Raw genomic sequence first — 25,316 nt, 5'->3', positions numbered from 1 at the left:
TACGCTGGCACTTCAACGCGTGACGCTCGATGGGCTCGACATCGAGTACACCGATGCCGGGGCTGGCTTCCGGTGTGCCGTGCCGACCTGGAAGCTCGATGCGGCGCTGGCCCTTCGCGCCGCACCAGCAATCGAGAGCTTCGGCAAGCCGGTGACTCTGGCCTGGGGTACCGATGACAAACTGTTTCCCCTCGATCACGCCCGCCGCCTGCGCGATGCCTTTCCTCAGTCGACCCTCATCGAGGTTCCTTACAGCTCAGCCTTCGTGATGCTCGATGCGCCCGAGCAACTCGCCGCTGCTATCCGCAACCGATGACTGCGCGATGAATGTCTTCTCGAAGACGACAAAGCACGCTAGGCTAAATAGATATATGTATGTCGGATAAGGAGCGTTTGATGGGAAATCTGGATGGACGCGTCGCATTGATCACGGGCGCCGCGCGCGGGCAGGGCCGGGCCCACGCGGTCCGCCTGGCCATAGAGGGCGCGGACATCATCGCGGTGGACATCTGCCGCGACATCGACACCATGGACTACCCGAACGCCACCGCGGACGATCTCGAGGAAACGGTGAAACTCGTCGAGAACGAGGGGCGCCGAATCATCGCGCATCAGGCCGACGTTCGCGACGCCGACGCTCTCGATCAGATCGTGGGAGACGGGGTCAAGGACCTCGGCCGCCTCGACATCGTCATCGCCAATGCCGGCATCATCCGGCTGGGCGGCGGTGGCGACCGCCGTCAGATCTTCCGAGACATCGTCGATGTCAACCTGTTCGGCGTGTGGAACACCGTGGAGGCGGCCATCCCGAAACTCGTCGAGGGTGGCCGCGGCGGCTCCATCGTGCTCACCAGTTCGAGCGCAGGCCTGAAGGGCCCGAATACCGACCGCGCAGGCGCGCAGGCCTACACCGCCTCCAAACGCGGCCTTGTGGGTCTGATGCAGGTGTGGGCAAACCACCTGGCGCAGCATTCGATCCGCGTCAACACGATTCACCCGACGGGGGTGGCCACCGGCATGGTGATGAACGAGACGATGGCGGCCCTGGTCGCGGCCGAGGACGTCGCGATAACGGCGATGCAGAACGCACTTCCGATCCCGGTGCTGATGCCCGAAGACATCGCGGGCGCCGTCGCCTTCCTGGTATCCGACGAGGCGAAGTTCATCACCGGCACCGCATGGCCGCTCGACGCCGGCTTTGCCGTCCGTTCGTAGCCAGGATGTCAGGGCTGATCCGGGCGCAGCTCGATGAACAGCCCCTCGGCTTCGGCGCACAGGACGTCGCCGTGAGTGAGCCTCGCCCGGAGAATCCGTTTGCGGCCCTCCTCGCTGACGAACCAGGCGCTCACCTGAAGCTCTTCGTCGACCGGCGTGATGGAACGGAAGTCGGTGTGCAGATAGGCCGTTCGTGCGGGGGCCCGATCACCGCTACTGGCCAGCCTGCCAAGCACCTCGTCGAAAAGCAGTGGGATGGCGCCGCCGTGTACGGCGCCACCCCCGCCGAGGAAGTAGCGCCCGAACGTGACCCTCCCCTCAACCTTCGTATGGTCGCCCGTGATCGGGACGAAGTTAGGAGACATGGTCTGCCCACGGCCGGGCAGGTCGAGCCGCCGAGCGAAGATCTGCCTGCGCTCCGGGACCGCGGCTCCTGCGAGCCGATCGGTCCACGCGCGCAAGTCCTCCGTCAGCGCCACCGTCGTCTCGGTGGTCGGGGCAGCGGCGGCTACGCCGTCGAGGAAGTCCCGCAGTGCGGTGATCATGTCGCCGTACTCAGCGCCGCCGCCGGGACTGCGAACGCTGGGTTCCTGCCACGTCCGCATCGGCGGGAATCCGCCCCGGGGGTCCTGGTCGTCGGTCACGTTGCGCACCACTCGGTCATATCCGGAGACTAATGCATTGACATTAACTTCGGTCGCTGAGATGCTGGCGTGGCGTGCCTCACAGCACGTCTGTTGAGATCCGCGAGCACCTGTCTAGGGGGCGAAAATGCCGGAAGTCGATTCGGCGCCGCACGGTCCGCTGGCAGGGCTCGTTGTGGTCGACCTGTCGACGACGTTGCCGGGTGCGCAGGCAACGCAGTTCCTCGCCGATTGCGGCGCCGACGTCATCATGGTCGAGCCGCCCGATGGCAGTCCGCTTCGGCAACTCGCGGGGTGGCCCGCGCTACTGCGCGGTAAGCGCAGCATCACCCTCGACCTGCACGACGATTCCGACCTCGACCGGTTGCGTGCGCTGCTGCGCCGAGCCGATGCCATGGTCAACACGCTGCGGCCGGCTGCGGCCGAGCGCCTCGGCTTGACCCCTGAGCTGTTGGCCGAGCGGTATCCGCGACTCGTTGTCGGCGCCATCACCGGCTGGGGCTCGACCGGTCCGTGGCGCAACTACAAAGGTTGGGAAGCGCTGGTCATGGCGAAGACCGGCGTCATGCACGAGAAGCGGGGGCTGACAGCGCGTCCTGGGCCGGCCTACATTGCCGCAGCGTATGCGTCCTGGGGCGCGGCTCACGCTGCGGTGCAGGGCATTCTGGCCGCACTGCTCGAACGGGAATCCAGCGGCCGCGGTCAGATCGTGGAAGCGAATCTCGTCACCGGCATGGGCTCGATGGATCCGTACAACTGGTTCTACGAGATGGTGCTGGAGCGTTATCCCGGTGCATTCGAGCCGATGGACGCGGCCTACGACGACCAGGGGCGTCCCCAGGCGTACCTCATCTATGCGCTGCTGGTGGCGCCGACAAAGGACGGTCGGTGGCTGCAGTTCGCGCAGGTGTCTCCCCGGCTGATCGGCGCATGGCTGACCGAACTCGACCTGATGGGTGAGATCGCAGACCCGAAATGGCAGGGCTTTCCGATGCTGCCGACGCCCGAACTGCGCACCGAATGGTGGGACCTGATGCTCGAGCGGGTGGGGGCCCGCACTCTCGCCGAATGGCAGCAGGCGATGGAGGTCAACAAGGATCTCAGCGGTGAGCTGTTGCGCAGTCCCGACGACTCGCTGAACCATCCGCAGACCGCTCACGAGGGCCGCGCGGTCACCGTGATGGATCCCGACCTCGGTCCGGTGCGGCAGCCCTCGACCCTGATACACGCCGACGGTAAGCCGTTGACCGATCTGCGTCCTGCTCCGCGACTCGGCGAACACAACGACTCGGTGAGCTTTGACGAGGCGACGGGTGCAGCGCCGCCGCCGCGGGACTTGGGTTCCGACCCGCCGCTGGCGGGCGTGACAGTCCTGGAATTCGGAAGCATGTTCGCCGGGCCCTACGGTGCCACTCTGCTGGCCGAGCTTGGCGCGCGCGTGATCAAGGTCGAGCCGCTTGAGGGTGACAACATCCGCACGCTTGTCGCCTTTCCCGAAGCCGGCGGCGGAAAGGTGTTGCAGGGCAAGGAGAGTGTTGCCATCGACTTCACCAAGCCCGAGGGACTCGAGTTGGTCTACGAGCTCGCCAAGCGCTCCGATGTGGTACTGCAGTGCTTCCGCGGCAAGGCGGCCGAGCGCGCCAAGATCGACGAGGCATCGCTGCGGGCCGTCAATCCCGACCTGGCATTTGTGACCACGTCCGGCTACGGCGTCGACGGTCCGTTTTCGCACCGTGCCGCCTACGCACCCTCGATCGGCGCGGCCTCCGGCCTGTCGTTGATCGACAGCCAAGACGACGGCCACGCGCCCGTCGACCTGGACGACACGCACCGCAGGGCGGTGAAGTTGCACGCGGGTGGTGCGGTGCCGGCCGTGCAATCCGACGGGATCGCCGCACACGGCGTCGGCTCGGCGCTGATGGTCGCGCTGTATGCGAAGCGTCGCGGCATCCAGCTCCACAATCTGGTCACCACGATGCTTGGCACCGTGCAGCAGGCACTGGTCGTACACAACACGGCATACGCCGGACGGCCGACGATGCAAGCCGCCGACGACCAGCACTTCGGGCTCACTGCGCTCTACCGGATGTACCGCGCGGCCGACGGCTTCGTCTTCCTCGCCGCACCGCTGCCCCACGAGTGGCCTGCACTGGCAAAGGCCATGGCACCCTACGTCGAGCTGCATATCGACGAACGATTCGCGAGTGCCGAATCGCGCGCGGAGCACGACGAGGCCCTCATCGAGGCGTTGACGCCGGTGTTCGCGACGAAGAGCAAAGTGGAGTGGGAAGACGAGCTGACGGCTCAGGATGTCGGCTGTGTTGAGGTGGTGGAAAGCAACTCCGAGCTGGTGTTGCAGACCGACCCCTACTTCGAGGCGGGCTATGCGGTGCAGGCTTACAGCCCTATTTTCGAGGAGCATCGCCGACTGGCTCCGTTGTGCCGGTTCTCCCGATCGCGTTCCAGGGCCGAAGCGGGCTGCACGATCGGCCAGCACACCGATGCAGTGCTGCGCGAGATCGGACTTGGCGATGCCCGCATCGCCAACCTGCGCTCACGCCAAATCGTCGGCGGCAGCTAGCAGTCAGGCGTCGGTCGATCCACTCATCAGAGCGCGGGTCTCGTACGACACCGGCGCGGTGAGCATGCCGACCCAGGTGTCGACGTAGTTGTGCAACTGCGCCTCGCTGAGCCCGTGGCCCGAGCGGGCGGCCGCAGCCAGCACGTTGATCAGGCTGACGTAAAGCTGGAACGTTCGGCCGCGCCGGATCCGCTCGGGCAGGTCCTGAAGCGCTGCGTCGACGAGCTCCTCCAACCGCTCCTGGGTCCACTCGTCCTCGACGTGATCCGGCCAGTAGTCGCTGCGGGCCCGCGGATCCTCCACGAGCCGCGCCAGAAACGGTGCGAACATCTCGCCCGCCGCGATGCTGTTGGCGAGCGGGCGGGCGAGCAGCCATACGACCGCGCGGGGATCGGCTTCCTTACCCTGCTCACGCATGCTGGCGAGCATCTCCTGTCGGTCTGCTCCGAGCGATGCCTGGCGATAGGAGATCAGCGCTCGGATCAGGCCGTCGCGGGAGCCGAAGTGGTACCGGATCACCGACGTGTTCGACTGCCCGGCCGCCTGTTGGATCTCCCGCAGCGTCACCGCCTCGATGCCCTTGGTGGCGAACAGCCGCTCGGCCACCTCCATCAGCATCACGCGGGTCGATTCGCCGGACGAGTTGCGACGGCGCGTCACGGCCGTCAGCTCCGCTCCCACGTTCGCCATGCACACAATAATAATGCAGATCTATTAGAAAATCTGGACTTCGGCGCGTCGGCCTGCCATCATCGAATGAAGCACAGCAGCCGTTGGAGGACCTAATGAGCGTGATCTGGACGAACTCGGGCGATTCGCATTTCCTGGAGCCCGACGACCTGTGGCAGTCCCGGTTGCCGAAGGCGCTCGCCGACCTGACGCCGCGCGCGGAGAAGGATCCCGACGGCGAGTACGAGACCGTCTCGGTGGACGGACAGATCTTCCGGCGCAAGCTGCCGTCGTCGGCGATGACAGCCTTCATCGAGGAGAGCATGAAGCCGCAGGGCATCCGCGACGCCAAGGCCCGGATAGCGGATCTGGACAAGGAGGGTGTCTGGGGTGAGGTGATCTTCCCGTCGCTGGGCATGTGGGGATCGACCTTCCGCACTCCGGAACTGCTCAAGGCGTGCATGCGCGCCAGCAACGAGTGGGCGCTCGAAGAGATCTGCGCGGTGTCGCCGCGGTACGTGGTGACCGCGCAGGTGTCGACCCTGGTGGTCGAGGATGCAGTCGAGGAGTTGCACTGGGCGGCAGGACAAGGCTTCAAGGCAGTCTTCCTGCCGACCACACCGCATCCCAGCGCTCCGGACTGGCACCGCAAGGAGTGGGAGCCCTTCTGGGCTGCCGCCGAGGAAGCCGGCATGGTGATCGCCTTCCATATCGGCACTGACCCGGTCGACATGACCGTGGGCGGTGCATCTGGCGGGGCGGGGCAGGTCTACCGCGGACCGGGTGGCGCGATCATGAACTACACGGAGACGACGTTCTCGGGTCAGCGCGCGGCGATGAAGATGGTCGCCGGCGGCGCGCTGGACCGGCACCCCAACCTCAAGGTCCTGATCTCCGAGGGGGGCGCGACGTGGGTGCCCTTCCTTGGTGACCGACTGCTGGAGGGCTACCGGCAGCACCACATGGCGGTGCGCCCCAAGCTTTCTCGCAACCCCAAGGAGATCCTGTTCAGCCAGGTTTATGCCTCGTTCCAGCACGACGAGACGGCGGTCGCGGCCTACGACCACATGGGCTACAAGAACGTGATGTTCGGCAGCGACTACCCGCACATGGAGGGCACGTTCGGCCACACACAGGACACGTTGAAGGGGCTGTTCGACGGCGTGAGCGACGAGACCCGGCTTCGGATCACCCAGGGGACGTTCTACGAGCTCTTCCCCGACGTGCCGCCTATCCCCGCCGAAAACTTCTGAGCGCATGGCAAATACATCGGGGTTGCGCGACGTCGCCATCGTGGGCGTCGGCGCGACGCCCTACTACAAGCGCGGTACGTCGCTGCCGAAAACCACCACCGAGCTCGGCTGTGAGGCGATCTTGGCGGCTTGCGAGGATGCCGGGGTGGCAGTGACCGACATCGACGGGTTCGCCTACTACTCGGGCGCCAGCGCCGGGTACACCGAAAAGATGGACACGGCGGACTTCATGGAAACCCTCGGGATTCCCGAAGTCCGGTTCACCGCCGCGCTGACCTCCGGCGGCGGTGGTTCGGCGGGCGCGATCGGACTGGCGCGCGCGGCGATCGTCGCGGGTGACGCTAGCGTCGTGGTCACGTTGATGGCGCTTCAACAGTCCAATCAGCGTCTGGGAACCGTGTTTTCGGCAGTGCCGCCCGACCCCATGACGTCCTTCCTGCAGCCCGCAGGGCTGTCCGGGCCGGGCCATCTGATGTCGGTGTTGGCTCGGCGGCACATGCATCTCTACGGCACTCGACGCGAAGCATTCGCCGAGATCGCCATGTCCACCCGGGTCAATGCGATGAACCGCCCCAAAGCGATGCACCGGGAGCCGCTCACCCTGGACGACTACTTCAATGCGCGGATGATCGCAGAACCGTTGTGCCTCTACGATTTCTGTCAGGAGACTGACGGCGCGGTCGCGGTCATCACCACCAGTGCCGAGCGAGCCAAGGATCTACGCCAGCCGCCGGTGCCGGTGGTCGCCGCCGCGCACGGCGGTGTGCGCGACTGGGGCCGCGCGTTCGCCTGGATGGGGATGCCGGACGAGTACTTCGCGTCGTCGGGCAACAAGCCGATCGCTACTCGGCTCTACCAACAGGCCGGCATCACTGCCGACGACGTCGACGTGGCTCTGCTCTATGACCACTTCACCCCCATGGTGCTCATGCAGCTCGAGGACTACGGGTTCTGCGCGAAAGGGGAGGGCGGCCCGTTCGTCGAGAGTGGGGCGATTCGCTTTGACGGAGGCGCTGTTCCGGTCAACACCCACGGCGGCCAACTCTCGGAGGCTTACATCATCGGGATGACGCACATCATGGAAGGGGTCGAACAGATGCGTGGCACCGCGATCAATCAGGTTCCCGACGCCGAACTGGCGTTGGTCACCGGTGGACCTGCGAGTCTGCCCGTCAGCGGCCTGATCCTGGGGAAAGCCGCGTGAGCATCGTCGAGGCGACCCTGGCGACCACGATCCCCGGCGAGCACGTCCGCATCGCGGTCAACAAGGACACAGAGCCGTTCTGGGCGGCTGCCAAGGATCGTCGGCTGGTCGCACCGCAGTGCGCCGACTGCGGTACCTTCCGGCTGCCCCCGACTCCGTTCTGCCCGAATTGCCAATCGAAACAGGTGGATTGGGTCGAGCTCAGTGGTCAGGCCGTCGTCTACAGCTTCGCCGTCGTCCACGGCTTTCCCGGTATGCCCGACCTGCTTCTGGTGCCTGCGGTGCTGGACCTGCCCGACGCACCCGGCGCCAGATTGGTGTCCAACATCGTCGATGTGGCGCCGACCGACGTGTCGATCGGAATGTCTTTGCGGGTGGACTTCTCGCCCATATCGGACGGTTGGATGCTCCCCATCTTTCGCGTCGATACACCGACCGCTTAAGGAGTGAGTGACGTGTCCGATGACAGTGCGCTGCACGAGAAGCCGCTGGAGTTCCTCACCAGCATCGCCAACACCGGCGGGTCGTGCGACGGCCAGGCGATCCTGCCCGAGGACGATCACTACCGGTGCACCTGCTCGTGTGACAACTGGGACGTCGTCGTCGATGACCCGCAGGAAGGCCTGCGCCAGGCGAGAATTCACACCGCTAGTGTCAGCTGAGCGAGCGGAGAGATCGTGACTGATCGAGGGGAAGTCGAGCGCGAGTTCCGGCGTTATTTCATGACGGGCCCGGTGCTCGAGGACTGGCATGCTTGGGCCAACCTGTTCACCGACGATGCCACCTATTTCGACCACTTCTACGGCACCTTCACCGGGCCCGAAGAGATCACCGCGTTCCTGGAGGGCACGATGGGCGCGGCGCCGCAGGTGTACAGCCCGCTGCTCTGGTACGTCATCGACGGCGAGCGCGTCGCCTACAAGGTCTTCAACAGGGCCGACAACCCAGAACCCGGTGGCGGCCCCATCGAATTTCCGTCGTATCAGTTCATCGAATACGCCGGCGGTGGGAAATGGCGCTCGGAAGAAGATGTGTGGGTATTGGCCGAGATGAAGCGCTTCGCTTCGCAATACGCCGAGGCCGAGGCGGCGAATCCGCAATCGCTGCGGCAGAAGCTGCGCCGGGAAGACTGGGGCCCGTGGGTGGAGTGGGCAAGGCCCGAACCGGAGCATCAGGCCAACCCGTCCTGGTTGGGCAAGGAGGGATTCACCCCCTTCTCCAGCATCCGCGACATCGACTTCGGCGTTCGGTCGCACTGATCGTGCAGGGGGCGCCGGTTTCTTTGACGTTCGACGTCACGGCAGGTGTGGGAACGGGTGAGCGGTTGACTCAGGCAGCATGGGCGTTCCTACCGGACCGGCCCGCCGATGCGTCTGCCGTGCTTCTGTGTCTCGCCGGCGGCACCTACGACAAGCACTACTGGCACATCGACATTGAGGGCTATCCCGGGTACAGCTTCGGTCAGCACCTGGCCGATGCCGGCTTCATCGTCATCGCCGTCGACCACCTCGGCATCGGTGCGAGCACCGACCCCGTTGCATCCGGTTCGCTCGGCTTGCACTTGCTTGGCGCGGGCGACGCCGAAGTGGCGCGACAGGTCCGAGAAGGCCTTAGGCATGGGACATTGCTCGACGGGGTCCCGCCGACCACCACGCCGTTGGTCGGAGTCGGACATTCGATGGGTGCGTGCCTGACCACGATGGTGCAGGCCACTACCCACCCTTACGACGCAGTCGTGCTTCTCGGCTACGGAGTTCAGATCACCAACGTGTACGAAGACACCGCCGATGCAGCCGAACTCGAACAGCGGATCCAGCAGACGATCGAGGCGGCGTGCCAACTCACCGGCGCTAACCCCGGCGACAGTCACACCATCGCGCCACGCGACTATCTCGCCGAACTGGTCTACGCCGGCGAGGTACCGCAGGCGGTCGTCGATGCCGACACCGCGGCACAAAGCCGTGTGCCCGTGCGGGCGGCCGCAGAGGTCACCACGCCCGGTTTCGTCGAGCACTACACCGGAAGCGTCGATGTTCCGGTTTTCCTCGCGTTCGGCGCCGCCACGGACGTCTCGCCGAATCCCCATGCGGAGCCCGCCAACTACACATCCTCTGCCGACGTCACTCTGCACCTGGTGCCCAAGTCCGGCCACTGCCATAACTTCTCGAGTCACCGCGCACAGCTTTGGGACCGCATTGGGGTGTGGGTGCGAGCCGTCACGTCCGGGAGTATTGAATGACGAAGGTCATCGGATTCATCGGTGCGGGGCAACTCGGTGAACCGATGGTGTCGCGGCTGCTTGCCGCCGGTCATGACCTGCTGGTGTACGCCCGCCGGGCCGAGGTGCGCGACCGGGTGGCCTCGCACGGCGCCGCCCTGGCCGATTCGGTGGCGGATCTGGCCTGGCGCAGCGACATCCTGATCTCGTGCCTGTTCTCCGACGCCCAGCTTCGCGAGATCGGACTGGGTCCCGACGGTGTGGTCGCAAACGCCCGTTCGGGTGCGGTTTTCCTCTCACACACCACCGGCACCGTGTCCACGCTGACCACACTGCGGGACAGTCACCCGTCGCCGCCGCTCATCCTCGATGCTCCGGTCAGCGGCACCGTGGAGAGCATCAGCGCAGGAACCCTGACCGTGCTGCTCGGCGGACCGGCCGATGCGGTGCAGACGGTGACGCCGGTGCTGGCCGCATATGCCGACCCGATCGTGCCGACCGGCGAACTGGGCAGCGCACTGGCCATCAAGCTCGTCAACAACCTGCTGTTTTCCTGCAACGCTCAACTGCTGGCCGCGGCAATGCAATTGGGCCAAGCGCTCGGCGTCGACGACGACGCATTACTCTCCGCGCTGCAGGTTTGCAGTAGCGCCAGCCACGCCGCGGCCCAGGCCCATCGCGTCGGCGGAATCCAGCAGTTCACCGAGAGGGCCACGCCTTTTCTGCGCAAGGACATCGCCGCCGCTGCGGAGGCAGCCGGCGAGGCGGGTGTAGACCTCGGATTGCTGGGTGTCGTCGCGCACTCAGGTCCGCTGGAGTTGTGAGGCCGCAGTTCGGGTGCTACGCCTGCTGCAAGTAGTGTTCGACCAGCCCAACGGAGGCTTGCGGATAGCTTTGCGCGGTGGCGTGATCCAGGCCGTCGCGCACCAGCAGCACCGCGAGCCTGTTGTTGATCAGTGACAGCACGAACGCCGCAAGCAGTTGGTAGTAGCCGATGTCACCGGACAGTGTGCCGCCGAATTCCCGGTAGCGGCGCACAAATTCGTCGTCGTCTGGAACGCCCGGTGGCCGGGTGAAACCCAGAGACTCGCACAGGAAGGTCTCGAACATCAGCCACCAACCCAAATCGATATCGGGTGGCCCGGTGGTGGCGGTCTCCCAGTCGAACAGAGCGACCACCGATAAATCGTCGGCGAAGCACATATTCCCGACGCGTGCATCACCCCACACCACCGTCTCTGCATCGGTTCTCGGGGCCGAGTCGAGCAGGACCGTCCACGCTCGGGCGAGTGTTTGCGCACCGACCTTCACGTCGTCGCCGCACCATTCATACCAGCCGGACAACGTCTGCAGGTAGCGCTGCAGCGCGGTGGGACCGTCGGGGGAGCCTGTGCGGAGGAACTCGAGGTCAGCTTCGTCGGTCACCCTATGCACCGCGACGAGCTCGCGTAACGCGTTGTCGCAGAGGAGCTCGCGATCGGGCACAGATAATTCGGCGGTCCATCCGCGCTTGTGCCAGCTGGGCACATCCGACGGTGTTCGACCATAGACCCTACCCATCAGATAGAACGGCGATCCCAAAACCGAAGCGTCCCGCTCGATTCCGACGATTCTCGGGACAGGCACACCGTGTGGCCGCAGCCGCTGCATCACCTCGGCCTGTCTCGGCGCGTCGGGCGTGGAAAACAACTGATGGCTATCGGCCTGCATCCGCAACACGAGATCCTCGGTTCGATGACGCCCTGTCAGATCCGTCCATTCGGCGGTGAAGAAGACGGTCTTACCGGAGTAGCCCGCGTCGGGACTGCTGAACGACGAGATGTCGAAGCTTTCGGCACCTGCAGGCGCAAGCCTTGGGGAAAGCCAGGAACGAAGGACCTCGTGGACCCCTCCGCCCAGCTCACCCCTAGCCGGTGTGTACGCCACCGAACGCCCTCCTGGCCATGAGTGAACACTACTGTCAGAATAGGCGAGTGGCGGGCATCGAATCCAGCAGGGTGGCGCTCGGCGCCTACACGCTGCCGGGGCGTGTCTCCGATCCCCGGGCAGCGATACCGCAGGCGGCGGCAGCACAGCAACTCGGGCTACGGACGCTGTGGCTCAGCGAACGGTGGGGTACGAAGGACCTGGGCGTCCTCGCGGGCGCGATCAGCCAGGTGACGACGACCATCCGGATCGCTTCCGGCATCACACACTTTCAGTCCCGGCATCCCGCTGTCCTTGCGTCGCTGGCCATGACCGCACAGGCCATATCGGGTGGCCGCATGATGATCGGCGTGGGCCGTTCGGTCGATGCGATGTGGACCGCGGTGGGCCTGCCGCCATCGACCAACGCATCGCTGATCGACCACGCCGACATCTTCCGGCGGCTGTGCCGGGGTGAGAAGGTGCGCTACGACGGGCCTGCGGGCATGTTTCCGTCACTGCGGCTCAACGACGTTCCCGATCAACCAGTGCCGCCTTTGGTGTTGGCCGCGATCGGGCCAAGGGGCCTGGCGATGGCGGGCCGGCACTTTGACGGCGTGCTGCTGCACCCATTTCTCACCCCGGACGCTGTCCGACGTTCGGTTCGTGTCGTCCGCAACGCGGAGTGTGCCGCGGGGCGCCCCGAGGGAAGTGTCGGGGTGTATGCCACCGTCGTGGTCGCGTGCGATCTACCTCGCGGCGAGGTGTCCGCGGTGGTCGGCGCCCGTGCGGTGACTTACTACCAGCTGCCGGGGTTGGGGGAGCGGCTGGCGGAGGTCAACAACTGGGATCCCGATGCGTTGACGCGGTTGCGTTCCCATCCGATCCTGGCCGGCGTGAAGGGTTCTGCGGACTCGGTCCTGACCCGGGGCCAACTCGTCGACGTCGTTTCGAGCCTGCCCGACAGCTGGATCGCCGACGCTGCGGCGGTCGGATCGGCTCGTCAATGTTTCGACGTGTTCGAACGTTACCGGGACGCCGGGGCGGACGAACTCGTGCTGCACGGTATGACACCAGATCGGATGAGCAGTCTGCTTTCGTGACGGGGGGCGACGGGCTAACTGCCCAGTCGCAACCCGGTATTGCGAGTGCCGAAGATGTCGGTGGCCATGATCGTCCCGAGCTTGTCCGCGTCCCAGCGTTTCTGGTTGTTCGACACCGTCGTAACCGGTTGCCAGCCCTTGAGCAGTTGTAGGTTCTCGCCGAGCGCTCGGATCACCTGCCCGCTGACGTGACCGGCCTCGGGGCTGGCAAGCCAGGCCACCACCGGTGAACCCAGCGATGGGTCTTTCGGGTCGAAGTCGTCCTCGGCACGCTCGTCGGGTTCGATCGGCGCGGCGGCGCCGGGCATCGTGGCGGACATCCTGGTCCGTCCGCCCGGGCTGATGACGTTCGCGGTGGCGCCGATCGATGCCAGTTCCAGGCTCAGCGTTTGGGTCAGTCCGACGATCGCCGCTTTCGCCGCGCTGTAGTTGGTCTGCCCGAAGTGCCCGTGCAGGCCCGCGCCGGATGTGGTGTTGATGATCCGGCCGTACACCTTCGAGCCCGTCTCCTTGGACTCGACCCGCCACTTGCGCGCAACAGCGCGGCTGGTAAGCCAGCTGCCCCGTACGTGCACCCGCATCACAAGGTCGAAGTCGTCGACGCTCATGTTCCAGATCGCCTTGTCGCGGACGATGCCTGCGTTGTTGACGACGATGTCGAGCCTGCCAAGTTGGGAGTACGCTCGTTCGACGGCAAGATCCACCTGCTCCTCGTCACCGACATCGCTGAAGTCCGAGACCGCCTTGCCGCCACGGCCTTCGATGATCGCGACCACCTCGTCGGCAACCTTGCCTGTGCCCTCACCGGCGAGTGTCGTGCCCAGATCGTTGACGATCACAGTGGCCCCGTGCTTGGCCAGTTCGAGTGCGTGACCGCGACCGATGCCGTGGCCGGCGCCGGTGACAAGCGCGATCTTGCCGTCGAGTAGACCTGTCACGTTGGCTCCTCGCTAGGGGTGAAGACGGTCAGATACGGGCTCTCGGGGTCGTCGGCGTCGACGGGTCGAAAGGAAGCGGTGACTGCCATTCCCACCCGCAACGCGTCGGGTTGGGCGCCTTCGATCGTTGTCATCACCCGTGGGCCTTCGGCCAGTTCAACGATCGCGGCCACGTAGGGCAGCCGCTCGCGAAACGGTGGTAGGTCGTTGGCGTACACCGTCGAGTAGGTGTAAAGCGTGCCGGTTCCACTGGCCCGCAAAGGATGTACGTCATCGCTCCAGCAGTGCGGGCAGAAGGGCCGAGGGTAATGGTGCACCGTGCCGCACGCCCCGCACTCGGCGATCAGCAGCCGGCCCTGCCTGGCGCCGTCCCAGTAGGGTGCGCTGGCCGCATCGATGATCGGAATGTCTGCTCGCGCCACGACTACCCGCCGGTGAACTCGGTAGGGCGTTTGTCGATGAACGCCTGCACGCCTTCTTTGGAGTCGTGGGAGTACGACTGGACCTCCTGTGCCATCGCCTCGGCCACGAACGCGCCTGCGCGATCGGTGTCGGGCGAGTCGTTGAGCAGGCGTTTGGTGAGGGCCACCGCAGTGGTCGGCGCGGCAGCGAGACGATCGGCGAAGTCCGCCACGGCGGTGTCGAGTTCGTCATCCGGCACAACCCGGTTCACCAACCCGAGTGTCAAAGCGTCTGCGGCGGTGAGTCGTTCACCGAAAAATGCCATCTCCTTGGCCTTCTGCATGCCGATGCGGCGCGGTAGCAGATAGCAGCCACCGCCATCGACTACCAGGCCACGTTTTACGAAAGATTCTGCAAAGTAGGCATTCTCGGTCGCCACCACCAGGTCCGACGCATAGACGATGTGTGCGCCGACACCTGTTGCGGCGCCCTGCACTGCGGCGATCACCGGCTTGTTGCAGTCCAGCACGCTGGCCACCAGTTTCTGTGCACCGTTCATGATTCGGCGCATCGGATCCATGACGCGCTTCTCGACCGTGGCGCGCCGGTCGGCCAACGACCCGACATCCGCGCCGGCACAGAAATGCCTGCCGTTGGCGCGCAGCACAACCACCCGCACCTTCTCATCGCCGTCGGCGGCGCCCAGCAGCGCTATCAGCGCGTCGCGGTCCTCCGGTCGTACCGCGTTGGCGGCCTGGGGCCGGTTCAGCGTGATGGTCATGACGCCGCCCGCCATGTCGGACAGTATCGTCGGCTCGTTGCTCACGGTGTGTAGCTTGCCGTCAAGTGTTTGATGCCGTTGACGAAATTCGAACGCAGCATCACCGGCTCGCCAACCGAGGCGATGTCGGGGTAGCGGTCGAAGAGCATCTTGAACGCTACGTTGAGCTCGAGCCGGGCCAGATGTGCGCCGAGGCAGAAGTGCGGGCCGGGACCGCCGAACGCGACATGGTTGTTGGGGGTGCGCGCGATGTTGAACACCTCTGGATCGGCGAACACCGCCGGGTCGCGATTGGCGGCCGGATACCAGACGACGACCTTGTCTCCCGCGTTGAAGGTGTGGGTTCCGGACGCGAGCGCCACCCCGTCGCGAGTGACCGTGCGACGCATGTGGATTACCGGGCTCGCATAGCGCAGGATCTCTTCGACGGCGGTCGACGCCAGGGTCTCGTAGTCGGCGACGAGCCGGTCACGCTGCTCGGGATGACCGCTGAGGATGTGCAGGCCGTGTGTCAGCGCATTGCGGGTGGTCTCATTGCCCGCACCGATCAGCAGGATGAAGAACTTCGCCAGTTCCCGCGGCGTCAGGTTCTCCTCGTCGGACGTGACGAGCTTGCTGATCACGTCGTCGGTCGGGCGGCCGATGCGGTCCTCGGCGATTCCCTTCAGGAGCTCGATCAGCTCTTCGCTCGTCTCGGTGATGGCCGCCTCGATACCCGCAGCGGTCTGGTCGGGAACATATTCGGGATCGGATGCACCCAGCACCACGTTCGTGGCCCTCAAGATGAACTGTTCGTGCTCGCGGGGCACGCCCAGCATGTTGTCGATGATGCGCAGCGGCAGCAGGGTCGCGAAATCGGCGACGAAATCGCACCGGCCCGACGCCGGCATTTCGTCGAGGATCTCGGCGGTGGTCTCCTCAACCAGTCCACGTAGCTCGGAAAGCATCCGCGGGGTGAAGCCGCGCGAGACGATCTTGCGCAGCCGCATGTGTTCCGGATCGTCCATGTCGATGATGGAGCCGCGGTACTCGCGCATTTCCGGGGTCTGATCGAAGATCTGGGTGCCCTGCCCGGAGCCGAACTCGGTGGGACGCCTGCTGATGTCGACCACGTCGGCGTGAGCGCCGACCGCCCAGAAACCGCGGGCCTTCGGCGCGTCCTGGCGATTGGTACGGACGAACACCGGACGCCCCGCCTCACGGAGCCGTCGATACAGGTCCGGCCGTTCGGCAGGGCACTCCTGCCACCACCCCAGGTCGATGAGTGGGGCGAACTCACGTTCGTCTGTATGCACGAGCACCCGTCAATTCTGGCATTAGTGTCACTAAAGTACAACAGCCTGTAGCCAGCTGAAAGAGCCGAATATGAAACGACGGCGCTACGCTCTATTGTACAGTTCTGACTATCCTGTCATTACCGCGAAGGGATGTATGAGTGGATCTCGGGCTGCGCGACAAGGCGTACGTCATCATCGGCGGATCGGCGGGGATGGGTTTGGCCGCCGGGCACGTACTCGCTGCAGACGGAGCCTCGGTGGTCGTCGTCGGACGTGACCAAGCCCGAGCCACTGACGCCGCCGCCGCACTGGCGGATTCCGGCGCCGCAACCGCCTTCGGTCTGGCGCACGACGCGAGCCGACCAGGTGAGGCGGTGGCCGCCGTCGGAGAAGCGGTCGGGCTGCTCGGCCGGCTGGACGGGATCGCGATCACTATGGGCACCGCGGGCATGATGCCGATCGACTCCGATGACGAGGCGTGGGAGGCCGCATTCCGCGATGTGCTGCTTGCGACCACTCGAAGTGTGCAGGCTGCGCTGCCGCATCTGGCCGACACCAAGGGCTCGATCGTCACCACTGCGGCGTATTCGGCGCGGGCTCCGCATGAGCCGCGGCTGCCGTATGCCAGCCTCAAGGCCGCCGTGTCGACGTTCACGCGCGGCATCGCACGAGAACACGGCAAGAACGGCATCCGGGCGAACTGCATCGCGCCGGGAGCGGTGGAAACCGATGCGCTGCACGCGATTCGCGGCTACGTCGCCGAGAACAAAGGTTATCCCTATGACGAGGCGCTCGAGCGTGCGCTGATCGAGGACTTCGGGTTCGACGCCGCCCTCGGGCGCCCGGGACAACCCGACGAAGTCGGTGCGCTGATCGCCTTTCTGTTGTCGCCGCGGTGCGGCTTCCTCACCGGGCAGACCATCGGAATAGACGGAGGAGCGCCCTATTGACGTCCTCCCCTGGCTGAGGCCGGGGGATTTCAACCCCATCTACCTACCTATGCGGCAGGAGAGCAGAGTTGAGGTTCACGGTTCGCAGACCGGCTAGCGCCGAGGTCTCTCCGTGCTGTCACCGCCCGTCCGGCGGCGATGTTGCGTGCAGCATTCACGTCGGCGTTGCACAGCCCTGCGTTGCAGGCTTCGCACTCGAAGACCGCTTGGCTCTTACGGTTTTCGAGCGCGACATGCCCGCACGCGGAGCATCGTTGCGACGTGTACGTGGCCGGAATCTGCTCGACCCGACCAGAAGCCTTGTGCAGCAAACGCGCAGCCAACAGACCCCATCCGCTTCTGCTGATGCCACGGTTCAGACTCCGCTTTTGTGCGACCCGCACTCCGGGCTGCTCGACCGTTCTTCGCGCGCTGCGGGTCATCGCGCGCACGTCAAGAGCTTCGATGCGGACCGTGTCGAAGCGCCGCGCGATATCGGTGGTCGTCTTTTCGACCCAATCCTTCCGACGATCGGTCTCCCGCGCCTTAAGTTTTGCGATCGCCAACTTCGTGCGAGCGCGTCGGTGCGAGCCAAGCTCGGCGCGGGCGAGGCGCTGCTGCAGTACCCTCAGCCGCTTCGACTCACCCGGGGTGAGACTAGGTGGGTGGAGCAGTTCACCGGTCGACAACGCGGCCGACACCACAACCCCGCGGTCGATACCCACCACGCTGCCATCGCTGGGACCGGTGATCGGACCAGCGACGTGGGCGAAGGCGATATGCCAGCGGCCGGCCCGATCACGGGTGACCCGGTAAGACTTCACCCCTTCAGGGACCGGCCGCGACAGCCAGAAGCGCACCCAGCCGACCTTGGGCACCCACACCCGACCCAACCGGCGATTCAGACGCTTGACTTGATACGACTTGACCCCGACCTGCCGAAACCCTTCATGCACAGCGGCTTTGCGCCACCTCGGGCGGCGGTGCGTCCCACAGAAGAAGTTCCGCATCGCCTGAGCGAAATCGCGCAACGCCTGCTGCTGCACCGTTTGGGAGCCGGCCGCCAGCCAGTCATACTCGGCGCGGGCTGCCGTCAACTGAGCGCACTGCTCGTGATAGCCGGGCGCGTGACGTCCCGGCCGCCAGTGCAGTTGCTGTTCGACGGCCAGGTTCCACACATACCGAGCGTGGCGACAATGCTCCGCCAACTCCACTTGCTGCTCAGTAGTAGGAAGCAACCGATATCGCGCCACCCTGGCAACGTAATCGCCACCACCGACAAGTCACCGAAAGGAGAGGCCGTGTTTCCTCCCCCTGTTAACGCCAGCGATTTCCACGCCGCAAGTCACCGATGAACCTGCGGGTCGGCATCATCGGAGTGGGCTGGGGAAGCCATGTACAGGTCCCCGGCTTCCGCGCGGCGGACGGCTTCGAGCCGGTGGCGCTGTGTGCGCGCACGCCGGAGCGGCTGGAACGTGTCGCGGCCAAACTCGGCATCGCCGACACCTCGACCGACTGGGAGTCCTTCGTCACGCGCGACGATCTCGACGTCATATCTGTCGCGACACCGACGGTGCTGCACCGCGACATGACATTGGCGGCGCTCGATGCGGGCAAGGCCGTGCTGTGTGAGAAGCCGTTGGCGGGCGATCTGGATGCCGCACGCGACATGGTGCGCGCCGCCGACAAGTCGAGCCGGCCCACCGCCTGCTGCTTCGAGAACCGTTGGAACCCGGACTGGTTGGCGGTTGCGGACCTGGTCGGCAAGGACTTTCTCGGCAAGCAGTACCTCGCCAGGGTAAGTCGCAGCGCGTCGTACTGGCATCCGAGCCATCCGCCGCAGGCGCGCTGGATGTACGACCGCGATCAGGGGGGCGGATACCTCGCCGGGATGATGGTGCATGACCTGGACTTTCTGTGCAGCCTGCTGGGGCGACCGGAGTCGGTGTGCGCCGAAGTCCGCACGAGTGAACCGGTTCGCGAACTGCCCGACGGCGAAACCCTGACCGTCACCGCCGACGACACCGCAGCGCTGCTGATGCGGATGGAGTCCGGAATCACCGCCATCCTCAGCGTGTCGGTGATGGGTGCGCACGCCGACCATTACCGCCTCGAATTGTTCGGCGCCGACGGGACCATCATCGGCGACGGCGATCTCCGCTCTGCCGAATATCTTTCGGGGCTGGCCACCGACGACGGCCTGAGTCCGCTGGCGGTCGGTGAACGTGAACCCGCTCACCCCGAGCATCTGCCGAAGGGCTTGGCCGGACATGCGGCGCGGGCGATGGCACTGATGCTGCAGGACTGGCTGCCTGCGTTCGACGGTAAAGAGAGCGCAGCCGCGACGTTCGACGACGGACTGCTCAGCCTTGCGGTGATCGACGCCGCGCAGCGCTCAGCCCAAGGGGGCGGCTGGGAACGCGTACACGCAACCGTCTAACTCCGCCCAAACCGACGTTTGGGCGCGAAAGTGTGAGATGGTTGCGCCATTTCGACCATCTCGGCGTCGGGCTCGAAAGCTCCGTTAGCCGCCGGACACCTCGGCGGCCGGATATATCAGTACCCCACGGATGTTCGCGCCGGCGTGCATGTCGGCGTAGCCGTCGTTGACCTTCTCCAACGGATAGGTCCTGGTCACCATCGACTCCAGATCGACCTGGCCGGCACTGGCCATTTCGAGGATTTTGGGGATGTCCGCGCGCGGATTTCCCGACCCGTACAGCGTCCCCACGATCTGCTTCTCGGTCAAGGTGAGGTCCATCAGGTTCGCTCTGATGTCGCGTTCCAGCATCGGGTGGATGTTGGTGACGACGACTCGTCCGCGCTTGGCCGTCATGGCCAGCGCCTGCCCGATCAGCTGGCCGTCGCCAACACCCATCGCGCAGATGAACCGGTCGGCACCCCGATCCCAGGTTGCCTCGGCGACAACACCTTTGGCCTCTGTCCAGTCCGCGGCGGTGTGGGTGGCGCCCATCTTGCGGGCCTCTTCCCGCTTGTACTCCGACGGATCGATCACGGTGATGGTGCGCGCACCGGCCAGTCGGGCACCCTGCACGGCTGCCGCGCCTATACCGCCGACCCCGGCGACCACCACCGTGTCGCCCGGTCGCACATCGGCGGCGTAAACGGCCGACCCCCATCCGGTGATGAACCCACATCCCAGCAGGCAGGCCAGGTCGAGGCGATAGTGCTCGGGGATCTTGACGCAGCTCGCTTCGTGCACGACGGTGTGGTGTGCGAAAGACCCTACGCCGCAGGCTAATGCGAGATCCTGACCGGCAGCGTGGTGGCGGGCCGTCTCGTCGTAGATCTGCATGCCTGAGTAGATCTTGGCGCCGAGGTCGCACAGGCTTTGATGACCCGTGGAACACGATCGGCAACGGCCGCATGACGGGATGAAGCTGAACACCACGTGGTCACCCGGGGCAAGCCAGGAAACGTGGTCGCCCACCGCTTTCACGACGCCCGCGCCTTCGTGGCCGCCTATGCACGGAAGCCTGATGGGCATGTCGCCGGTGACGAGGTGGTCGTCGGAGTGACACATACCGGACGCATGCAACTCGACCAGGACCTCTTGCGCCTTGGGCGGATCGAGATCGATGGTCTCGACCGACCACGGGCTGTTGCGCTCCCAGAGCACCGCCGCCTGCGTCTGCATCAACTGTCCTTTCTGGGTGGGCGCACGATGGCCTGATACTCGAGGAATCCGGCGATTCCCTCCGGGCCGCCTTCGCGGCCGATGCCCGACATCTTGAAACCGCCGAACGGGCTGCCGAAGTCGAGAACTGCGGTGGAATTGATCGCCACCGACCCGACTTGCAGTCGCGACGCCACGTCGGCGGCCCGGTCGTCGTCGGCCGACCACACCGCGCCGACCAGTCCGTAGCGCGAGTCATTGGCGATGGCGACGGCCGCCGCGTCGTCCACCGAATCGTCGTATGGGATCACGACCGCGACGGGGCCGAAGACCTCTTCGCGCGCGATCTCCATGTCGTTCGTCGCCGAGACGACCGCGGGAGTAATGAACCATCCGGGCCCACCGGTGCGGTCCCCACCCGTGAGCACGGTGGCTCCCTCGTCCCGCGCCCGCTGAAGGAATCCCTCGATCCTGTCAAGGGCCGTTTCGTTGATGACGGGTCCGATCTGGGTGGACCTGTCGGCCGGGTCGCCGACGTCCAGGTCGGCAACCGCCGCGGTGAGCGCGGCCACGAACTCATCGTATCGACTGCGGGGCAACAGGATTCGGGTGAGTGCCGCACAGAGCTGGCCGTTGTTCCCCATCACCCCGGTGACGAGTCCGGCCACCGTCGATTCCAGCGGCGCGTCGGGCAGCACGATCGCTGCGGACTTCCCGCCGAGTTCGGTGCTGCACCGGCGGATTCGCGATCCGCAGGACGCGGCGATCTGTTCGCCCACCGCGGTGGACCCGGTGAAGGTTATCTTGGCGACGTCGGGGTGCACAGTAAGCGCCTCGCCGGTGGATGCCCCGCCGTTGACGACGTTCACCACGCCGTCGGGCAGGCCCGCTTCCTCGATCGCCTCGGTGAGCACGGCGATGCTCAGGGGCGCATCCGGTGCGGGCTTGAGCACGACGGTGCACCCGGCGGCGAGCGCAGGCCCGAGCTTCAACGCGGCGATGAAAAGTGGCGTGTTCCACGGGATGATCGCGCCGACCACACCGACCGGCAGCTGCCGGACGCGCACGGTGCCGCCGGCAAACGCGGGGCGGGTCGATTCGAATACGTAGTCGGGCGTGATCGCCGCATAGGCCCGAAGGACTCCGACGGCGGTCAGCACCTGCCCGAACGTGCTCCAGGACCGCGGCGAGCCGATCTCGGCAGTGGTGAGGTCCGCGAGCAAGCCCTTGCGCGCGGCGAGCGCGTCGGCGAGTCGTCCGATGGCTGCCGCCCGGTCGGTGGCAGACGCATCGCGCCACGGTGGCGAGGCCAGCGCCGCGCGAGCGGCCGCGACAGCGGCATCCACCTCGGCCTGACCGGCGGTGCCCACCGTGCCCAGCAACTCACCGCTGGCCGGCGACCACACCTGCAGCCGGCCTTCTGCGCCGGTTTCCGGCGTCCATTTCCCGGCGACGTAGCTCGCCGTGAACTCCAACATAACGGCTGATTCTGGCAGGAATGTCATCTTTGGACAAGCGGCTATACGTGCAGAAAACGGAAATATGGTTCCGCACGAGCCGTTTTTCTGACAGTATTGGTCACTATGAGTTCATCGCTGGACGCAGGTGACGGCCCGGTAGCGGGGTCGCCGTGGGAGGTCATGGTCGAGCGCGGGAAAATCGCCGAGTTCGCCGACGCCATGGGATCCGACAATCCCGCCTATCGCGGGCCCGACGCGATGATCCCGCCGACCTTTCTGACCACCGCTGCCCGCTGGGCGCCCCCGGGTTCTCGGGTGGACGTCGGGTTCGACCGCAAGCGGTTGTTGCACGGAGAGCAGGAGTACGTCTTTCACACGCTACCGCCGAGATCGGGTGACGTGCTGACCGCCCACGAGCGGATCGTCGACCGCTTCTCCAAGCCGGGCAAGCGTGGCGGAACGATGCGGTTCGCGACGGTACTCACCGAGTACCGCTCTTCCGACGGGACGTTGGTCGCCGAGGCCAAGGCCACCTTCATCGAGACCGCGGCCCGGCGATGAGACCCGGCGAAGAGCATGGGACCCAGACCGCGCCCGCCCTGGTACGACCCGGCGTCGAGGCGCCGCCCCGTGAGTTCGGCCCGTTGACCCGGCAGATGTTCGTCCGCTATGCAGGCGCATCGGGAGATCTCAACCCCATGCACTACGACGACGAGCTGGCGCGCTCCGCCGGCTACCCGTCGGTGTTCGGCCAGGGGATGCTGACCGCTTCGCTGCTGGCGACGTTCGCCACCGATTGGCTCGGCGCCGACACAGTTCGCCGCTTCGCCGTCCGTTTCCGCGAGCAGGTCTGGCCCGACGACGTGCTGACCTGCGCCGGTACCGTCGCCTCGGTCGTGTCCGACGGCGATGCCGACCGGGTGACGGTCGAATTGGCGGTTCGGCGGCAGACCGGTGGCGTTGCGGTCACCGGGACGGCCGAATTCCTGATCTCGCGAAATGCGGCGCCGCGCGGCGCCGACCGCGCCTTTCGGCCATAGGCTGGTTGCACCATGTCCGAAGCCTCCATCGTCCGCCGATCCAGCTACGGCCCCTCCAGCCCGGCGGTCGGCGCCCGCGGAGCAAGCACCCGCACCCGGATCACCGAGGTGTCGCTCGAACTGTTCGGCCGGCTCGGCTACTTCGACACCTCCGTCGATGCCATCGCAAAGGCGGCCGGCGTCTCGCGCGCCACGCTCTACCAGTACTTCCACGGCAAGGACGAAATCTTCCTCGAACTGCTGAACGAATGCGGTAGCGCCCTGTTCCGGGTGGCCCGCCGGATCGGCCCCCTGGGTCCCGACGAGGTCGGGTTCGACAACCTGAATTGGTGGCTGGGCGAGTGGAGTTGGGTATTCGAGAAGTACTCCACCATGTTCGTGCAGTGGACCGCGATCGCGACTTCGGACACCAAAGTGCGCCCGCAGATCACGTCGTTCGTGCGGAGTTACAACCACCGCGTCGCCGAGCGGCTCGCCGCTTCGGGGGTGAGCGGCCTCGACCCCGAGGCGGCGGCGATGATGATGACGGCGCTGGTGCATCGCATCAACCTGTTCGTGCACACCGATCGCGCCTACGGGCGTAGCGCGAAATCGGCGGTGGACACGTTGTCGGTGTTCCTGCAACTCGCACTGTTCCCCGACACGCCGCCGTCGGTGTTGACCTCGCTGCGTTTGCATGCCAGCGCCGACCCGGCTGCAGATGTTGATGCGATCGAGGTGCCGCCTGCACCCGATATCGAAGGCCTTTCGATCAGTGACCGGACCGCGAACCTGAGCAAGCGGGCGGTCAACACGGTCACCGCATTGGCCGACGCGGGTGCAAGCCAATTTCGGGCCCGCGGCTATCGCAGCACCAGCGTGGATGACATCGTCGAGGCGGCCGACGTCGCCCGCGGAACCTTCTACAAGTACTTCAGCGACAAGCAGGACCTGCTCGCCGCGGTCGGCGCCGAAATCTATGAAGCGGGAAGGGCGTTCGCTGACCGCATCGCTCAGGTTGATCCGCTGGACGCCGAGCCCAGCCTGCGGAACTGGGTGGCCACCTACGTCGAGTTCTACGACCGCTATTCGGGCTGCATCGATGCGTGGGCCGAAGGCACCGCCGACAATCCCGTCATCGTCGCGATAGGGGAGAACGGCCAGGTCCTGATGGACATCGGCGCGGCCAGGATGTTGATCAGCCGGCCAGGGCCTTACCCCTTCGATCCGATCGTCGCCGCGCTGATCGTGCGCGCTCTCGTGACGCGGGTCCCGCAGGCCGCGCTCGATCTGCCCGAACCCCTCGACGACGACAGCGTCGTAAATCTCTTGATCAGCTGTATCAAGCGCGGGTTCTTCGGCCGAGCGTCGTAACGCCGCTACTCATCAGCTCGTCAATCTCCCGCGGCGAATAACCCAAGTCGCACAGTATGTTTGCGCTGTGCGCGCCAAGTGCGGGCACATCGCCGAGCGACGGGTCGATTCCGGCGATCGCGGTGGGCGGCAGATGCGCCATGGCGACGCCGCCGGGTGTGCGGAACTCGCGCAGCCGGTTGCGCTCGACCAGCACGGGATGGTTCCACACCTGCTCCACGTCATTCATCCGCGCGTTCGCCACCCCGGCGTCCTCGAGGCGCTGCGCGAATTCCGCGGTGGTCAGCTCCGCGATCGCCGCGGTGATGATCGACTCCAGCTCGTCACGGTGAGCGACCCGATCGGCATTATCGACAAACCGCGGATCGCGGACCAACTCCGGCCGGTCCAGCACTTCCTCACACAGTCGGCGCCATTCGGGTTGGTTCTGCACCGACAGCAATACGCTTCCGCCGTCGCCGGCAGTGAACGGTCCGTACGGCGCGATGGTCGGGTGCCGCGCTCCGGTCCGCCGCGGAGCACTGCCGCCGTAATGGCCGTACATGATGGGCTGTGCCATCCACTCGACCAGTGCGTCGAGCAGTGACACCGACACCGAGCGAACCTCACCCGTCGTTGCCCTGACGTACAGCGCACCGAGAATTCCTGAAAAAGTGAACATGCCTGCGGCGATGTCGGCGATGGAGACCCCGGCTCGCGCGACGTCG

Annotated in this window: 27 protein-coding genes; 16 read left to right on the top strand and 11 right to left on the bottom strand. The window is 65.8% G+C overall.

Features of this window, described 5'->3' with window-relative positions; translation table 11 throughout:
• The first annotated feature begins 19 nt into the window (after positions 1 to 19).
• Both QOC76_RS22550 and QOC76_RS22545 read left to right on the top strand, forming a co-directional pair.
• Positions 20 to 316 (top strand): alpha/beta fold hydrolase, encoded by a 297-nt coding sequence (locus QOC76_RS22550; RefSeq protein WP_526360560.1) that lies wholly within the window; start codon positions 20 to 22, stop codon positions 314 to 316.
• Between the two features lie 80 nt (positions 317 to 396).
• Positions 397 to 1,215, top strand: a complete 819-nt coding sequence (locus QOC76_RS22545; RefSeq protein ID WP_526360558.1) for a mycofactocin-coupled SDR family oxidoreductase — start codon at positions 397 to 399, stop codon at positions 1,213 to 1,215.
• 8 nt (positions 1,216 to 1,223) lie between these two features.
• Here QOC76_RS22545 and QOC76_RS22540 read toward each other — a convergent pair whose 3' ends face one another.
• Complete coding sequence (locus tag QOC76_RS22540; protein ID WP_526360634.1) at positions 1,224 to 1,760, bottom strand: hotdog domain-containing protein; 537 nt, start codon at positions 1,758 to 1,760, stop codon at positions 1,224 to 1,226.
• A 226-nt stretch (positions 1,761 to 1,986) separates the two neighbouring features.
• Between QOC76_RS22540 and QOC76_RS22535 the strand changes: the two genes are divergently transcribed.
• Entirely contained in the window at positions 1,987 to 4,440 is a 2,454-nt protein-coding gene (locus QOC76_RS22535; RefSeq protein WP_526360556.1) for a CaiB/BaiF CoA-transferase family protein, read from the top strand.
• A gap of 3 nt (positions 4,441 to 4,443) precedes the next feature.
• Here QOC76_RS22535 and QOC76_RS22530 read toward each other — a convergent pair whose 3' ends face one another.
• Positions 4,444 to 5,130, bottom strand: coding sequence for a TetR/AcrR family transcriptional regulator (locus tag QOC76_RS22530; RefSeq protein WP_526360554.1), 687 nt, complete (start codon positions 5,128 to 5,130; stop codon positions 4,444 to 4,446).
• Positions 5,131 to 5,225: 95 nt separating this feature from the next.
• On the opposite strand from QOC76_RS22530, the gene QOC76_RS22525 reads away from it, so the two are divergent.
• Genes QOC76_RS22525 through QOC76_RS22495 form a run of 7 tightly spaced genes read left to right on the top strand, consistent with a single transcriptional unit; the run spans position 5,226 to position 10,608 of the window.
• Positions 5,226 to 6,362: an amidohydrolase family protein gene (locus tag QOC76_RS22525; RefSeq protein ID WP_526360552.1), complete on the top strand. Its 1,137-nt coding sequence runs from the start codon at positions 5,226 to 5,228 to the stop codon at positions 6,360 to 6,362.
• Between the two features lie 4 nt (positions 6,363 to 6,366).
• On the top strand, positions 6,367 to 7,566 hold the full coding sequence (locus QOC76_RS22520; RefSeq protein ID WP_526360550.1) for a thiolase family protein: 1,200 nt from the start codon (positions 6,367 to 6,369) through the stop codon (positions 7,564 to 7,566).
• Complete coding sequence (locus QOC76_RS22515; RefSeq protein WP_526360548.1) at positions 7,563 to 8,009, top strand: Zn-ribbon domain-containing OB-fold protein; 447 nt, start codon at positions 7,563 to 7,565, stop codon at positions 8,007 to 8,009. Before QOC76_RS22520 ends, QOC76_RS22515 begins: the two co-directional genes overlap by 4 nt.
• Positions 8,010 to 8,021: 12 nt before the next feature.
• Entirely contained in the window at positions 8,022 to 8,228 is a 207-nt protein-coding gene (locus tag QOC76_RS22510; protein ID WP_526360546.1) for a hypothetical protein, read from the top strand.
• 15 nt (positions 8,229 to 8,243) lie between these two features.
• Positions 8,244 to 8,825: a nuclear transport factor 2 family protein gene (locus QOC76_RS22505; RefSeq protein ID WP_526360544.1), complete on the top strand. Its 582-nt coding sequence runs from the start codon at positions 8,244 to 8,246 to the stop codon at positions 8,823 to 8,825.
• Positions 8,826 to 8,827: 2 nt separating this feature from the next.
• A complete protein-coding gene (locus QOC76_RS22500) occupies positions 8,828 to 9,805 on the top strand; it encodes an alpha/beta hydrolase (RefSeq protein ID WP_526360542.1) in 978 nt (325 codons plus the stop codon).
• The gene (locus QOC76_RS22495) at positions 9,802 to 10,608 is read left to right on the top strand and encodes an NAD(P)-dependent oxidoreductase (protein WP_526360540.1); all 807 of its coding nucleotides are present in this window, start codon (positions 9,802 to 9,804) and stop codon (positions 10,606 to 10,608) included. The genes QOC76_RS22500 and QOC76_RS22495 overlap by 4 nt, the downstream gene beginning before the upstream one ends.
• A 16-nt stretch (positions 10,609 to 10,624) precedes the next feature.
• Here QOC76_RS22495 and QOC76_RS22490 read toward each other — a convergent pair whose 3' ends face one another.
• Entirely contained in the window at positions 10,625 to 11,710 is a 1,086-nt protein-coding gene (locus QOC76_RS22490) for a phosphotransferase family protein (protein WP_526360538.1), read from the bottom strand.
• Positions 11,711 to 11,766: 56 nt separating this feature from the next.
• Here QOC76_RS22490 and QOC76_RS22485 point away from each other — a divergent pair, with 56 nt between their 5' ends.
• Entirely contained in the window at positions 11,767 to 12,792 is a 1,026-nt protein-coding gene (locus tag QOC76_RS22485; protein WP_526360632.1) for a TIGR03857 family LLM class F420-dependent oxidoreductase, read from the top strand.
• Between the two features lie 14 nt (positions 12,793 to 12,806).
• Here QOC76_RS22485 and QOC76_RS22480 read toward each other — a convergent pair whose 3' ends face one another.
• The 4 genes from QOC76_RS22480 to QOC76_RS22465 are packed head-to-tail and all read right to left on the bottom strand — an operon-like array spanning position 12,807 to position 16,214.
• A complete protein-coding gene (locus tag QOC76_RS22480) occupies positions 12,807 to 13,730 on the bottom strand; it encodes an SDR family NAD(P)-dependent oxidoreductase (RefSeq protein ID WP_526360536.1) in 924 nt (307 codons plus the stop codon).
• Positions 13,727 to 14,152, bottom strand: a complete 426-nt coding sequence (locus QOC76_RS22475) for a Zn-ribbon domain-containing OB-fold protein (RefSeq protein ID WP_526360534.1) — start codon at positions 14,150 to 14,152, stop codon at positions 13,727 to 13,729. Before QOC76_RS22475 ends, QOC76_RS22480 begins: the two co-directional genes overlap by 4 nt.
• Before the next feature lie 2 nt (positions 14,153 to 14,154).
• Positions 14,155 to 14,928 (bottom strand): enoyl-CoA hydratase/isomerase family protein, encoded by a 774-nt coding sequence (locus QOC76_RS22470; RefSeq protein ID WP_526360630.1) that lies wholly within the window; start codon positions 14,926 to 14,928, stop codon positions 14,155 to 14,157.
• A gap of 26 nt (positions 14,929 to 14,954) precedes the next feature.
• Entirely contained in the window at positions 14,955 to 16,214 is a 1,260-nt protein-coding gene (locus QOC76_RS22465; protein WP_526360532.1) for a cytochrome P450, read from the bottom strand.
• A 134-nt stretch (positions 16,215 to 16,348) separates the two neighbouring features.
• Between QOC76_RS22465 and QOC76_RS22460 the strand changes: the two genes are divergently transcribed.
• Positions 16,349 to 17,140, top strand: a complete 792-nt coding sequence (locus QOC76_RS22460) for an SDR family NAD(P)-dependent oxidoreductase (RefSeq protein WP_526360530.1) — start codon at positions 16,349 to 16,351, stop codon at positions 17,138 to 17,140.
• A gap of 47 nt (positions 17,141 to 17,187) precedes the next feature.
• Here the strand turns inward: QOC76_RS22460 and QOC76_RS22455 are convergent, their stop codons facing one another.
• The gene (locus QOC76_RS22455; RefSeq protein WP_526360528.1) at positions 17,188 to 18,372 is read right to left on the bottom strand and encodes a transposase; all 1,185 of its coding nucleotides are present in this window, start codon (positions 18,370 to 18,372) and stop codon (positions 17,188 to 17,190) included.
• 98 nt (positions 18,373 to 18,470) lie between these two features.
• Here QOC76_RS22455 and QOC76_RS22450 point away from each other — a divergent pair, with 98 nt between their 5' ends.
• The gene (locus QOC76_RS22450) at positions 18,471 to 19,559 is read left to right on the top strand and encodes a Gfo/Idh/MocA family protein (RefSeq protein ID WP_526360526.1); all 1,089 of its coding nucleotides are present in this window, start codon (positions 18,471 to 18,473) and stop codon (positions 19,557 to 19,559) included.
• A gap of 84 nt (positions 19,560 to 19,643) precedes the next feature.
• Here the strand turns inward: QOC76_RS22450 and QOC76_RS22445 are convergent, their stop codons facing one another.
• Both QOC76_RS22445 and QOC76_RS22440 read right to left on the bottom strand, forming a co-directional pair.
• Positions 19,644 to 20,777 (bottom strand): NDMA-dependent alcohol dehydrogenase, encoded by a 1,134-nt coding sequence (locus QOC76_RS22445; protein WP_526360524.1) that lies wholly within the window; start codon positions 20,775 to 20,777, stop codon positions 19,644 to 19,646.
• Entirely contained in the window at positions 20,777 to 22,261 is a 1,485-nt protein-coding gene (locus QOC76_RS22440) for an aldehyde dehydrogenase family protein (RefSeq protein WP_526360522.1), read from the bottom strand. The genes QOC76_RS22445 and QOC76_RS22440 overlap by 1 nt, the downstream gene beginning before the upstream one ends.
• 78 nt (positions 22,262 to 22,339) lie before the next feature.
• On the opposite strand from QOC76_RS22440, the gene QOC76_RS22435 reads away from it, so the two are divergent.
• From QOC76_RS22435 to QOC76_RS22425, 3 genes are read left to right on the top strand one after another with little or no spacing between them, the layout of a single operon-like run.
• Positions 22,340 to 22,777 (top strand): FAS1-like dehydratase domain-containing protein, encoded by a 438-nt coding sequence (locus QOC76_RS22435; protein ID WP_526360520.1) that lies wholly within the window; start codon positions 22,340 to 22,342, stop codon positions 22,775 to 22,777.
• Entirely contained in the window at positions 22,774 to 23,256 is a 483-nt protein-coding gene (locus tag QOC76_RS22430) for a MaoC/PaaZ C-terminal domain-containing protein (protein WP_526360518.1), read from the top strand. The genes QOC76_RS22435 and QOC76_RS22430 overlap by 4 nt, the downstream gene beginning before the upstream one ends.
• Positions 23,257 to 23,268: 12 nt before the next feature.
• Positions 23,269 to 24,609 (top strand): TetR/AcrR family transcriptional regulator, encoded by a 1,341-nt coding sequence (locus tag QOC76_RS22425; protein ID WP_526360516.1) that lies wholly within the window; start codon positions 23,269 to 23,271, stop codon positions 24,607 to 24,609.
• On the opposite strand, the gene QOC76_RS22420 is transcribed toward QOC76_RS22425, so the two are convergent.
• Positions 24,578 to 25,316, bottom strand: a 739-nt coding sequence (locus QOC76_RS22420; RefSeq protein WP_526360514.1) for a CaiB/BaiF CoA transferase family protein, incomplete at its 5' end; no start/stop codon positions are given. The two genes, QOC76_RS22425 and QOC76_RS22420, sit on opposite strands and share 32 nt — an antisense overlap.

Origin of the sequence: Mycobacterium sp. (genome assembly GCF_032159565.1) — a bacterium.
Taxonomy (GTDB): Bacteria; Actinomycetota; Actinomycetes; order Mycobacteriales; family Mycobacteriaceae; genus Mycobacterium.
Note: the sequence above shows the minus strand (reverse complement) of the source record. Positions and strands in the feature narration are given on the sequence as shown.

Coding starts and splice junctions, on each gene's coding strand:
- QOC76_RS22545 (WP_526360558.1), top strand. CDS start 397: ATGGGAAATCTGGATGGACGCGTCGCATTGATCACGGGCGCCGCGCGC.
- QOC76_RS22540 (WP_526360634.1), bottom strand. CDS start 1,760: ATGATCACCGCACTGCGGGACTTCCTCGACGGCGTAGCCGCCGCTGCC.
- QOC76_RS22535 (WP_526360556.1), top strand. CDS start 1,987: ATGCCGGAAGTCGATTCGGCGCCGCACGGTCCGCTGGCAGGGCTCGTT.
- QOC76_RS22530 (WP_526360554.1), bottom strand. CDS start 5,130: ATGGCGAACGTGGGAGCGGAGCTGACGGCCGTGACGCGCCGTCGCAAC.
- QOC76_RS22525 (WP_526360552.1), top strand. CDS start 5,226: ATGAGCGTGATCTGGACGAACTCGGGCGATTCGCATTTCCTGGAGCCC.
- QOC76_RS22520 (WP_526360550.1), top strand. CDS start 6,367: ATGGCAAATACATCGGGGTTGCGCGACGTCGCCATCGTGGGCGTCGGC.
- QOC76_RS22495 (WP_526360540.1), top strand. CDS start 9,802: ATGACGAAGGTCATCGGATTCATCGGTGCGGGGCAACTCGGTGAACCG.
- QOC76_RS22470 (WP_526360630.1), bottom strand. CDS start 14,928: ATGGCGGGCGGCGTCATGACCATCACGCTGAACCGGCCCCAGGCCGCC.
- QOC76_RS22450 (WP_526360526.1), top strand. CDS start 18,471: ATGAACCTGCGGGTCGGCATCATCGGAGTGGGCTGGGGAAGCCATGTA.
- QOC76_RS22445 (WP_526360524.1), bottom strand. CDS start 20,777: ATGCAGACGCAGGCGGCGGTGCTCTGGGAGCGCAACAGCCCGTGGTCG.
- QOC76_RS22440 (WP_526360522.1), bottom strand. CDS start 22,261: ATGACATTCCTGCCAGAATCAGCCGTTATGTTGGAGTTCACGGCGAGC.
- QOC76_RS22435 (WP_526360520.1), top strand. CDS start 22,340: ATGAGTTCATCGCTGGACGCAGGTGACGGCCCGGTAGCGGGGTCGCCG.
- QOC76_RS22430 (WP_526360518.1), top strand. CDS start 22,774: ATGAGACCCGGCGAAGAGCATGGGACCCAGACCGCGCCCGCCCTGGTA.
- QOC76_RS22425 (WP_526360516.1), top strand. CDS start 23,269: ATGTCCGAAGCCTCCATCGTCCGCCGATCCAGCTACGGCCCCTCCAGC.